Origin of the sequence: Hymenobacter plasmatis (assembly GCF_020711255.1) — a bacterium.
Classification (GTDB): Bacteria; Bacteroidota; Bacteroidia; order Cytophagales; family Hymenobacteraceae; genus Hymenobacter.
Window position 1 is genome coordinate 33,336 of sequence record NZ_JAJFAW010000035.1, and the last position, 11,325, is coordinate 44,660.

Sequence of the window (11,325 nt, forward strand, 5' to 3'; positions counted from 1 at the left end):
GCGCTCTGCATGACAGCCGCTTGAGTTACTCTAGCGGTTGTTCATGAGCCGAAACCGCTCGTCCAATTCGGCGCGGGAGGCCAGTCGGGCTTGCTCCGACGTGCCGTAGCCGACTTCGTGCTCGCCGGCGGCCAGGCGCGCCATCACGGAATCGGCAAACTCGTTGACGGGAGCGCCGAAGGTGTGCAGCCCGGGTCCGCCGAGGTCGGTATTGACTGCCGGAGGCACAATTTCGAGCACCGAAATGCCGGTGGGCTGCAGCTGGTGACGCAACGACAGGGTGAACGAGTGCAGCGCGGCCTTGGTGGCGCTGTAGATGGGCGCAAACGCCGCGGGCGCAAACGACAAGCCCGACGTGACATTGATAATGGCGGCCTGGGGCTGCTCGCGGAGATGCGGAATGAGCAGCATAGCCAGGTGGATGGGAGCTTCCACATTGATGGTGATTTCCTGGCGGAGTGTTTCCCAGTCTCCGGGGCTGTCGGCCAGTTGGATCCGGTTTTGGATGCCGGCGTTGTTTACCAGCACGTTGAGGCGCGGGTATTGGGTGGTGGCCCAACGTACCAGCTCCACCCGTTCGGCCACGTTGGCCACGTCGCACTCGCGGGTGATGAGGGCCGGGTAGAGTTGCTGGGCTTCAGCGAGTTTGTCGGCCCGACGGCCACAAATAATGACGGTGCTGCCGGCCTGCAGAAAGCGGGCGGCCAAGGCCAGCCCAATGCCGGAAGCGCCGCCGGTGAGCAGAACCGTGTTGTTGGATAAGTTCATGAAAAGAAAGGGTAGTAAGTGGAAGTTGGCCGCTAACAAGTAGCGGCGGCAGATAGTTGAGCTGGTAGCCCGGCCGGGGTCTTATCTTTCGGGCTTATTGCTGCAACTAAGCTTACGCGCCTCGCGCTTTTTATGATTGAATTAGAACCCTTCACCCCGGCCGATTTCAGCGAACTCATGGCTTGGGTCGACGACGAACGGCTTATGAAAGAGTGGAGCGGCTCGATGTTTTCGTTTCCCCTTACCCAAGCCAGCCTGAACTGGTACGTGGAAGATGCCAACAATTTCACCGACCCTAACGTATTTATTTACAAGGCCGTGGAATCCAAAACGGGCGTCACGGTCGGCCACATTTCCCTGGGCGGCATCAGCCAGCGCGACCGGGCCGGGCGCATCACCCGCGTGCTGGTGGGCAAGTCAACGGAGCGCCGCCGGGGCATCTGCCAGGGCATGGTGAAGGCCTTGCTGCGCATTGGGTTTGAGGACCTGAAGCTGCACCGCATCAGCTTGGGCGTCTACGACTTCAACCACGCGGCCATCAATTGCTACCTCAAAGCGGGCTTTACGCAGGAAGGTGTGCTGCGCGACGTGGTGCGGCACGGCGACGAATACTGGTCGCTCATCGAGATGGGCATCCTGGAAGACGAGTGGCGCGCCCTGTACCCGGCTGCTGAGAAAGCAGCGTAGCTCAAGCTCACGGCCTGATACTTGCAGTGAGCTGGAATACGGCAGTAAATCGAGAAAAAAAGCTATAAATTGAGCCTGCATTTCTACTTCTCATGCTTCTCATTCCCATGAACTTTCGGCTATTACCGCTGCTGGGCCTTTTGCTGACTGGCGCTACCGCTCACGCGCAGCAGGGTAGTCAATCGGGTGGCGTCGCGGCCCAAGCCAACCTAAACGCGTTGGTGGCCGGTGCCCCCGCAGTACTGCCCCGGGGCGAAAGCTACGGCCTGAAGGGCTCGCCCTACGCCGACAACCGCTGGCTGCCCGCCCTTATCACCCTGAACACCAATACGCCTCTGGCGCCGGTACCGTTGAAGTACGACGTGCTCGAGCACCGCTTGCTTATGCGCACGTTGGCCCGGCCCAAGGATTCGCTGCAACTCGACGACCGCCAGGTGGTGCGGTTTGTGTTGCAAGAGCCCGCCACGCCATTCGGCCCCGCCAGGCAGCGCGTATTTCGCCGCTTCTCGGATGCGCCACTCGAAAAGCACCGCACCGACTACGTAGAGGTGCTGCACGAAGGCCAGTACTCCCTGCTGAAGCACTACATCAAAACGCTGAAGAAAGCGAACTACCAAGGCGCCTACAGCACCGACCAGCGGTACGACGAAATCGAAGATAAGACCGTGTACTATGTGCGCTCTGCCACCGGCAGCCTGGTACCGGTAAAGCTGGCCCTGAAGCCCCTGCAAGCCGCCGCCCCCACGCTCGCCGCTGCCCTGAAAACGGCCGCCGCCGCGAAAAGCCCCAAAACGGAAGCCGATTGGGCTGATGTGCTTAACGCGGTTGACGCCAGCACCGCGAAATAGCTGAATTTTGAGCTACTAAACGTAGCCCCAGCGGGTACAACCCCGCTGGGGCTACCGTGTTAAGACAGAGCTCGTCGCTTAGCAACTTGAGCTAAACAGGCAATGGCGCGGGCAGACGGATGCCAAAATGGGTTTCCAGGGTCTGGGCGTAAGCATCAGAATCGGCCAAGGTAATGGCGGTGATGGAACCATCGGGCCGCCGGATTTTCAGCTCGTTATCAACGAGGCTGGCGCGAAAATCGGGGGCGGCCAAGGTGGTGATGCGCTTCTTGCGAAACGGCGAATCCGGCGACTGCGAATAATAGAAATTCATCATCTGGAAGTCGCTGGGCTGAGCCTCGTCGAGCGTGAATGTGTAGAGGCTCTGCCACACGCCCTGCATGTGCAGTTGCAGATGGTAGTTGTGCTGGGGCGCGGCTTGCAGGCGATAGGCATCGAAAAACTGGCGGTGTTCGGGGCCGGCCTCCAGGGGAATTGGCTCAATTAAGCCGTTGGTCCCAAAGCCCAAATCCACCAGCCAGGGCTGCCCGGTTACTTCCACTAGCAGCACCTCGTGCGCGCGGGGCCGCAGCGGCGGACCGGCCAGCAGGTTGCGGCCCACCAGGCACGTCACCCGAAAGCCCAACTGCTGCAGTACTAGCCGAAACAAGCCGTTGAGCTCGTAGCAGTAGCCGCCGCGTTTCTCCTGCACCAGCTTCTGCACCAGGCTGGCCGGGTCGAGGCCGATGGCGCGGTTGAGGTGAATGTCGAGGTTTTCGAACGGGATGCTGAACGCCTGCGCCCGGTGCAGTCCCACGAGCGTTTCCAGCGAGTGCGTGAGCGGGCCCTGGTAGCCAATGCGGGCGGTGTAGGCGGCAAGGTCAACGGTGGCAGACATAGACGAACAATAGCGGTTAGGCAAGCAAGTTGCGGCAGCTAATTACGCCAGAACCGACGTGCCCGTCAACTGCTCGCTCAGTTTCCAGAGCTGCCGGGCGTTCTCGGGCGTATTGAAGGGGTGCTGCACGGGCACGGCTTTTTTCTTGGCAAAGTAGCCGCCACTTACGTTCGCCACCTCGGGGGCCGAGGCCAGAAAAATGCTCGTTTCGGCGCCTTTTTCCACCGAGAGCATAAAAGGGCGGGACATTTGCGTGAGTTTGCCCAGCCACCCGCCGGCGCTGTCGCCGAAGTTGCTGGCCACGGCGCCGGGGTGCACGGCATTGGTGGTCACGTGGCCGATGCCGTGGGCGCGCAAGCGGCGGGCCATTTCCTGGGTGAACATGATGTTGTAGAGCTTGGTGTTAGCGTAGACCCGGGCTGCGCTGTAGTGCTGCGCCGATTGGATGTCTGCCAGGTTGGGCTTGGCAAATTTGTGGGCCAGGGAGGCCAGATTCACCACGCGGGCGGAGGGGCTGGCCTGCAGCTTCTCGAGCAGCAAGGCCGTGAGCAGGAATGGCCCCAAGTGGTTGGTGGCCAGGCCCAGCTCGTTGCCATCGACGGAAAGCTGGCGCTCGGCCCCGAAAATCAGCCCGGCGTTGTTCACCAGCACATCCAGCCGGGGGTAACGGGCGTTGAACTCGGCCGCAGCCCGGCGCACCTGCTCCAGGTCGGCCAAATCGGCCAGCAGCACGTCGACGCGGTCGTGGCCGGCGGCGGCTTTGATTTCCTGTTGCGTGGCCTCGGCCTTTGCGGCGTTGCGGGCCAGCAGCACCACGTGGGCACCCATGCGGGCCAGCTCGGTGGCCGTTACTTTGCCAATGCCGGAGGTAGCTCCGGTAACGAGCACAGTTTGATGATGTAGGTCGGGCATGAGCGAGTTAAGTTGATGATTAAGGTGTAAGCGCGTAGACGTAACTCGCGGCGCCATACTTGAGTTTAGTAGGCCCTGGCCAGCACGCATTCCATGAAGACCCTCCTGCTCATCGATATCCAAAACGATTTTGTGCCCGGCGGCCGCCTGGCCGTGCCCGATGGCGACGCCATTATTCCGCTCGTCAACGCTTTGCAGCCGCACTTCGACCTAGTGGTGGCCAGCCAGGACTGGCACCCGGCGGGCCACGAGAGCTTTGCCAGCAGCCACGCCGGCCACGAGCCGTTCAACCAAATTGAGCTGCACGGCCTGCCCCAGACGCTCTGGCCCGACCATTGCGTGCAGGAAACTGCCGGCACCAACCTGCACCCGGCCCTCGACACCCGGCGCGTCGAGGCTATTTTCCGCAAGGGCATGGCGCCAGAGATTGATTCCTACAGCGCGTTTTACGACAACGGCCGCCGCAAATCCACAGGCCTGGCCGAATACCTGCGCGGCCGCAGCGCCACCGATGTGTATCTGGTTGGGCTAGCCGGCGACTTCTGCGTGTACTTTTCGGCGCTCGATGCCCAGGTCGAAGGCTTTGCCACCCATTTCATCACCGACGCCACCCGGCCCATCAGCACCGAAGGCTTTCAGACGGCTCTCGCCGATATGCAAGCCCGCGGCATCCGACTCCTGGAAAGCCAGTCCCTTCTGGCCCCAAAGCTTCAATAGCCCTCACCAGCTCTCCTCCCCTGCGCTCATGCTAAAGCCCTTCGCCTTCCTGCTATTAACAGCCCTCGCCAGCTGCCAGCAAACGCCGCCCACCACGGTTTCAGCCCAACCCGACGCCACGCAACCGGCCACGCCGCTTTCCCAGGCCGATGCCCGGGCGGCCGTGGGGCGCTACCTCGAAAGCCAGCCCAATGCCAAGCTCTACGTGCTCGATTCGGCCCGGGTCAACGACAACGAAACCACATGGCAAGTCCTGGTGCCGCGCACCGACTGGGCCCAGCGGATGCCCAATAGCGCCCGCTTCGAAGTAGACAAAGCCACGGGCACCGTGCGCACCGCGCCGGTGAAATAGCCGCTCCCGCTACGCTGGGCCTACAAATACGAGAGCCACCAGTAGGAATGCCGCTGCTTGAAACCCTGGTACCACCGGCATGGCAAGTAGAGCAGCACCACCACCGAGGCCCACACCAGGTATGCCCGCGCCAGGCTCGGCTGATACCCCGCGGGCCAATCCTTTACGGCGGCAAACGAAAAGTTGAAAGGCTTGCCAAAAGCGAAGGTGGTCCAGACCCAGGCCGCGCCGCTGATGAGCAGCAAGTGCATCAGGTAGTAGAAAAACGGCACCTGCCCAAAGGTACGCAGCACCTGGCTGAGCCGGTTGGTAGCACTTTCGGCGCCGCTCAGCAAGAGCAGCGCCACCCCCAGCGTGAGGCACAGAAACAGCAGCGACGGCGGGTATTTGGTGACGTTGATAAACGACAGCACCGTGTAGGCCAGGCCCCGCGGCTGCACGCTCCAGGGGCTGGGGTCGCCGTACCAATTGGTGGCCCGCAGCGCCACAAACAGCACCAGCAGCCCCGCCCCTGCCAGGCGCAACAGCTGCTTGCGCTGCGCCAGCGGCCGCCGGAACCACGGCCCAATAAGGTAGCCGGCCAGCATCACGCCCAACCACGGCCCAAGGGAATACGCCACCAGCAAAGGCGGCAGCTGCGGCACCGGCAGCACAAACGGTGTATTGTGCAGCAGCGCCCACACCGCATTGGCGGAAGTGACCGGCTGGATGACGGGCAGCAGGTTGTGCCCCGCAATGATGACAAACGCCAGCGCAGCCAACAGCCCGCGCGGCAGCCAGATAAGGCCCGCCAGCACCACCATGCCCCAGCCAATGGCCCAGATAACCTGCAGCAAGAGCAAATTGTAGCCCCACTGCAGTAGGAAGTTGATAACCACCAGCTCCAGCACCACCAGCCACAGGCCGCGCGTGAGCAGAAAGCGGCTTACTTGGGCCCGGCTGGGCTGTTTTTGCTGATAGAGAAAGATGCTGGTGCCCGAGAGAAACACAAACGTGGGCGCGCAGAAATGCGTGACCCAGCGCGTAAAAAACAGCAGCGCCGAAGCGTGGGCCACGTCTTCGGGCCGCACCCTGGTCGGGCTCCAAAGCTCGCGAACGTGGTCGAGCGCCATGATTATCATCACCAGGCCCCGCACCACATCGATGGCTTGCACGCGGGATGCAACCACCCGGCTCAATGCGGGCGTGGGTGGCAGGATAGTAGTCTGGAGCATAGGCGAAGGGCCCGAGGAATGGGTGGGAAGGGATGCCAAGTTAGAAATCTGCGGCCCAAATACTTGTCGCCTTTAGCAAAATATATTAGCAAACTTCGCTGCCACCTGGGCGCGCACGCCAGTTGCTTCAACTCCCCCAGAATCCTTGCCTGCTCCTGCTTTCGCGCCACCAGCGTCGGGCGGAACTCCCGCGGTGGCTTTAGCGGGCCACCGTGCGCATCACTGGCTGGTAATGGCCGCTCCGGAGCTGCACAAAGTAGATGCTGGCCGCCAGGCCGCCCCGCTTGTAAACCACCTCGTGGTGGCCGGCCCGCAAGCGGCCTTGCTGCAGCACGGCCACTTGTTGGCCCAGGGCATTCAGCAGCCTGATTTCTACCTCATCATCGCCGGGCAGCGAGAACTCGACCCGGGCGTTTTCTTCAAAGGGCGTCGGGTAAACGGCCAGTAGCCGCGGCTCGGCGCTCAGGCCGGGCCGGAGGGTAAAGGAATCGACCAAGTGCCCGGTGCGGGTGTAGAAACGCACGCAGAGGCTGTCGGGGCCGGCGTCGAACAGTTGCGCGCCGTAGTCGGCATTGTAGCGCACCATGCTGCCGCCGATGGCATTGGTCACGCCGTAGATGCTTCGCCCGCCCAGCCCATTGACGCAATACGTGAGGCCGCCCACCACCAGGCGCTCGTAATGATGGTCGTGCCCGGCCAGCACCAGCGAGGCACCCCACTCCTGAAATGGCCAGCGCATGCCCAGGTTACTGCCGTGCGAGCCCGACGAATACGGCGGCTCGTGGAAGTACACCACCTTCCACGGAGCCCTAGAGGCCGCCAGCTCCGCCTTGAGCCACAGGGCCTGCCTGGAGGTGCTGCTGGTGCCGTCGACCTCAGTGGACTCGCTGTTCAGCACAAAGAACTGCACCTGGCCGCGCACAAAGCTGTAGAACCGCTCATTGCCGGGCAGGGTAAAATAATCGGTGTAGGGCACCCCGCCGCCGGCGCTGGTGTCGTGGTTGCCCAGCGCCGGAAAAAACCGGTTGGTGGGCGACCCGCTCCCATACGCCCCCTTGTAAGCGCCGATGAACTCGTGGTAATACTGCCCGATATTGGCATCGATGGTGCTGGCGGCGCCCTGGTCGTAGTTGTTGTCGCCCAGGGTGATGATGAACTCGGGGTTCCAGCTTTTTACTAGCCGGGCCACGTCGGCCTCCAACGTACTGGCGTAGCCGTAGTCGCCTATGGCGGCAAAGTGCTGGGCTTCGGCAGCCTGGGCTAAAGCCAAAGCGCATACCGCACCGAGTACAAAAGCCCTTTGAATTAGACGTAAAAACGGCATCTCAATAGCAGAAAGGTCAGTTGGGCCAAACTTTCGGCTCTACTTTTTAGTGCCGATTCGGATAAGATTCCTGTCTGCAGTTTGCGCTTTATTAGATTGGTAGAGCCAGGCAAACTTGTCTTAAAATGGCTTCGCCAGTAGCCACCGCGGCTGCTAGTGCCGCAATTAGGACCTGCAGTGCCAGGGCCTTCCGCATCTTAGGCCCCCCTCTGGCCCTGCCCTGGCGACCGCACCACCGTTAACCTTTCCTACCCGTGCGAGGTAAACTCACTTCATCGGAAAGTGGGCCACCGGCCTGCGCAGCACTTAGCATGAAAGAAGAGTTTGCTCATTTTTTGACCCATTTCCCTGGCTTTGTGGCCACCCTGGGCATATTGCTACTGGGCGTGGTAATTGGGTTGGTGGCCAGGCTTGTGATATCGACGGTACTCCAGACCTACAACCGACGCGCTAACTCGGAGCTCATTACGTCAATCAGGCGGCACCTGCGCCCGGCCAGCGGCTGGTTTTTTCCGGCCCTGGCGGTGTCGTTGCTCCTGCCGCTGGTGCAGCTGCCGCCTCAGCCGTTCGAAGTGCTGCGCCGCCTGGTCGAGATGGCCCTGATTACCACCTTCGCCTGGGGCCTCGTCAAGTTAACGGATGTGGTGGAGGACGAGGTGCTGCGCCGCTATGAGCTTAACACCACCGACAACCTGCGGGTCCGCAAGCTTTTCACCCAGCTCCAGTTCATCAAGAAGCTGGTCATGTCGCTTATCGTATTCGTGGCCGTGGGGCTGGTTTTGATGAGCTTCGAGACGGTCCGCCGCCTCGGCACCGGCCTACTCACCTCGGCCGGCATTGCCAGCGTTATTGTGGGCTTTGCGGCGCAGCGCTCCATTAGCAACCTGCTGGCGGGCTTTCAGATAGCCTTCACCCAGCCCATCCGCATCGATGACGTGCTGGTGGTAGAAGGCGAGTGGGGCCGGGTCGAGGAAATCACCTTTACCTACGTCGTGCTCAACATCTGGGACGAACGCCGCCTGGTGCTGCCGCTCAATTATTTCATCGAAAAGCCTTTCCAGAACTGGACCCGCAACAGCAGCCAGATACTCGGCACGGTGCTGCTGCAAACCGACTACACCGTACCCGTCGAGGCTGTACGCTCCGAGCTGCAGCGCATCGTAGCCGCCAGCCCCCTCTGGGACCGGCGCGTGTGCGTACTCCACGTCACCGACTCCAAGGAACGCACCATGGAGCTGCGTGCCCTAGTAAGTGCCGCCAACGCGAGCGACGTGTGGGAGTTGCGCTGCACCGTTCGCGAGCAGCTGGTGGGCTTTCTGCAGCGGGAGTTTCCCGGGAGCCTGCCCCATACCCGCGCCGTGGTGGAGGGGCCCGCGCCGGTGCTCAAGCCTTACCTGGGCACGCCGGCTTAGGAGGAGAACCAACTGCGCCAAAGTTAGTACAATTTGGGCATCACCTAATTGTTGTTTAGCAATTACAGATGGCTGCGTTAAATCATATGCTAACCCAACTTTCAAAAGATAATCATCATTTTAAATAATAGTGCATCAATATACGCAAGACTTATTTCGAAAGCACAAACCCAAACAATTAACCAAAACAGCAATAACACAGCAATAACACAGCAATAACACAGCAATAACAATATTCACATTTCCGAACTCGTAGCAAGAAGCTAAGATATACTGAAGTCCAGCTTAATTTGCCCGTAAAGTTGAATATCATGCTCACTTTGGGGAGAGTTTCCTTATACATTTTATTTACACAATATTTTTTAACAGTTCCTAGCTTAAATTATGAATTTAATACTTAATCAATAACGAATTTTAATGGTTGTGTTAAAGCGGAGAATAAGCTCATCACGCAGTAAATAAAGTGTAAAAAACAGCATTAATGCTGTTAATTCACGTATCATCCGAAAGGTAATTTGCATGCAGTTAGCCATTTAACTTCAGCTATATGCTATATCCAAAGCGCCTCCAAATTGCCTTTCTTACATCAACCAATCCGAAAGACCGACGTTCTTGGTCAGGGCTTCACTATATGCTTGGACAAGCATTAGAGAAACATGTTGGCGACGTAGAATATTTGGGCCCGGTATCAATGCGGTACTTGTTCTCCTTTGGCGATTTGGCAAATAAAGTCATTAGTTGGCTAAGCGGTGGCAAGCGTTACCATTACAGTATCAGTGTGCTAACTGCACGCATTTACGCGGCTGTTTTCAAGGCGAAGCTGCGTGGCAAACACTTCGATTTTATTTTTGCCCCAGCTTCATACACAGAAGTTGCTTTTCTGCGCACCGACATTCCAATTGTGCAATGTGGTGACTCCACTATTACGCAACTTATCGACTATTATTCGGGCCTATCAAATTTACTTGAGATATCTAAGAAAGAGCTAACATATGTAGAGCAACTTGCCATTAATAAGTCCAGTCTCCTCGTGTATTCATCAAAATGGGCAGCTGAATCGGCTATCCATGACTTCGGTGCTTCAATGGAAAATGTGGTAGTACTCCCTTTTGGAGCCAATCTGCCCACGGTACTACCCAGAGAAGTGGTATTGAAGCATCAGAAAGGCACCGTTTGCAACCTGCTTTTTGTGGGCGTGGATTGGGAACGCAAAGGCGGAGAAATCGCATTCGAGACCTTGGTCGAACTAAATGAATCAGGTGTAGATGCGCGGCTAACAATATGCGGTACTGCGCCCCCAGTCGGCTTTAAGCATGAGAAACTAACAGTAATTCCATTTCTTGACAAGAATGATACAAAGCAGCTCGCGCAGTTAACACAGCTATACCTAGATGCAGATTTTTTCCTGCTCCCAACCCGAGCAGAATGTGCAGCAATTGCTTTCTGCGAAGCAAGTGCTTTTGGAGTACCATCTTTTACCACCGATACCGGCGGCATTGCTGATTTCGTGGAAGATGACGTAAATGGCTATCGGCTGAGTTTAGCAGCACGTGGCAGCGACTTCGCTCTAGCAATCAACCGAGTATTTGAAAATCAAGAGGTGTATAATCGGTTGCGCATTTCCTCGCGTCAGCTTTTCGAACAGCGACTTAACTGGGACGTTTGGGGTAAAGAGATGAAGCTGATACTTGAAAGCCATTTTCGGCCTCATTTGCGCAATTCACGGTTTAGAGCTCACCCTAGTTCCGTGTCGCGTGTGAGAGCGAAGATTAAAGAAAAAATGTACAAACAGCAAACTATTAGCGGTTTTGAAAGGCGTGTAAAGAACCATACCTGTCCTCCGGATAAGTGCGGAATTTCAAGAAACCGATAGGCCTTTCAAGCCTTAAATGCATTGATGAGCTTGACTTGAGGTTTTTTATGTGAGCGACTAGACTAATTTATAATCTATATATATATTATAAATTATTTAGATTGGCTTACTGCCTATGCCAGATAATTCTTGCAATAAGTAATGTGATTGGCCCTAAATCCAGACCGATTTAAAAGGTCGAACAGCATTCATCATTAGATAATATATATAAATTGGTTACAGTATTATATTATAGATTCTATTTACAATCACCTCCCCCAGCCCTAGACGGTGTTATGAACTTGTGAGCGAAATTAGCGGGTATGGAAGTTACCCGCCGCGCCTATCCCAGCGACGTCACC

11 protein-coding genes are annotated in these 11,325 nt (G+C 57.9%); 6 read left to right on the forward strand and 5 right to left on the reverse strand.

Going from position 1 to position 11,325, the window contains the following annotated elements; all coding sequences use genetic code 11:
• Window positions 1-30: 30 nt before the first annotated feature.
• Complete coding sequence (locus LJ738_RS19720; protein ID WP_227788069.1) at window positions 31-768, reverse strand: SDR family oxidoreductase; 738 nt, start codon at window positions 766-768, stop codon at window positions 31-33.
• A gap of 132 nt (window positions 769-900) precedes the next feature.
• Between LJ738_RS19720 and LJ738_RS19725 the strand changes: the two genes are divergently transcribed.
• Window positions 901-1,455, forward strand: coding sequence for a GNAT family N-acetyltransferase (locus LJ738_RS19725; protein WP_227788070.1), 555 nt, complete (start codon window positions 901-903; stop codon window positions 1,453-1,455).
• A gap of 92 nt (window positions 1,456-1,547) precedes the next feature.
• Window positions 1,548-2,303: a hypothetical protein gene (locus tag LJ738_RS19730; protein ID WP_227788071.1), complete on the forward strand. Its 756-nt coding sequence runs from the start codon at window positions 1,548-1,550 to the stop codon at window positions 2,301-2,303.
• A 91-nt stretch (window positions 2,304-2,394) separates the two neighbouring features.
• Here the strand turns inward: LJ738_RS19730 and LJ738_RS19735 are convergent, their stop codons facing one another.
• Both LJ738_RS19735 and LJ738_RS19740 read right to left on the reverse strand, forming a co-directional pair.
• Window positions 2,395-3,180 carry an arylamine N-acetyltransferase family protein gene (locus LJ738_RS19735; RefSeq protein WP_227788072.1) on the reverse strand — a complete coding sequence of 262 codons (786 nt, stop codon included), beginning with the start codon at window positions 3,178-3,180 and terminating at the stop codon, window positions 2,395-2,397.
• Window positions 3,181-3,222: 42 nt separating this feature from the next.
• On the reverse strand, window positions 3,223-4,092 hold the full coding sequence (locus tag LJ738_RS19740) for an SDR family NAD(P)-dependent oxidoreductase (RefSeq protein WP_227788073.1): 870 nt from the start codon (window positions 4,090-4,092) through the stop codon (window positions 3,223-3,225).
• Between the two features lie 93 nt (window positions 4,093-4,185).
• Between LJ738_RS19740 and pncA the strand changes: the two genes are divergently transcribed.
• Both pncA and LJ738_RS19750 read left to right on the forward strand, forming a co-directional pair.
• The gene (gene pncA / locus LJ738_RS19745) at window positions 4,186-4,809 is read left to right on the forward strand and encodes a bifunctional nicotinamidase/pyrazinamidase (RefSeq protein WP_227788074.1); all 624 of its coding nucleotides are present in this window, start codon (window positions 4,186-4,188) and stop codon (window positions 4,807-4,809) included.
• 28 nt (window positions 4,810-4,837) lie between these two features.
• Window positions 4,838-5,161: a hypothetical protein gene (locus tag LJ738_RS19750; RefSeq protein WP_227788075.1), complete on the forward strand. Its 324-nt coding sequence runs from the start codon at window positions 4,838-4,840 to the stop codon at window positions 5,159-5,161.
• Window positions 5,162-5,181: 20 nt separating this feature from the next.
• Here the strand turns inward: LJ738_RS19750 and LJ738_RS19755 are convergent, their stop codons facing one another.
• Both LJ738_RS19755 and LJ738_RS19760 read right to left on the reverse strand, forming a co-directional pair.
• Window positions 5,182-6,375: an acetyltransferase domain-containing protein gene (locus LJ738_RS19755; protein ID WP_227788076.1), complete on the reverse strand. Its 1,194-nt coding sequence runs from the start codon at window positions 6,373-6,375 to the stop codon at window positions 5,182-5,184.
• A 199-nt stretch (window positions 6,376-6,574) separates the two neighbouring features.
• Entirely contained in the window at window positions 6,575-7,645 is a 1,071-nt protein-coding gene (locus LJ738_RS19760) for a metallophosphoesterase (RefSeq protein WP_227788077.1), read from the reverse strand.
• A 389-nt stretch (window positions 7,646-8,034) separates the two neighbouring features.
• On the opposite strand from LJ738_RS19760, the gene LJ738_RS19765 reads away from it, so the two are divergent.
• Window positions 8,035-9,111: a mechanosensitive ion channel family protein gene (locus LJ738_RS19765; protein ID WP_227788078.1), complete on the forward strand. Its 1,077-nt coding sequence runs from the start codon at window positions 8,035-8,037 to the stop codon at window positions 9,109-9,111.
• A 547-nt stretch (window positions 9,112-9,658) separates the two neighbouring features.
• Window positions 9,659-10,984 (forward strand): glycosyltransferase family 4 protein, encoded by a 1,326-nt coding sequence (locus tag LJ738_RS19770; protein ID WP_227788079.1) that lies wholly within the window; start codon window positions 9,659-9,661, stop codon window positions 10,982-10,984.
• Window positions 10,985-11,325 lie beyond the last annotated feature (341 nt).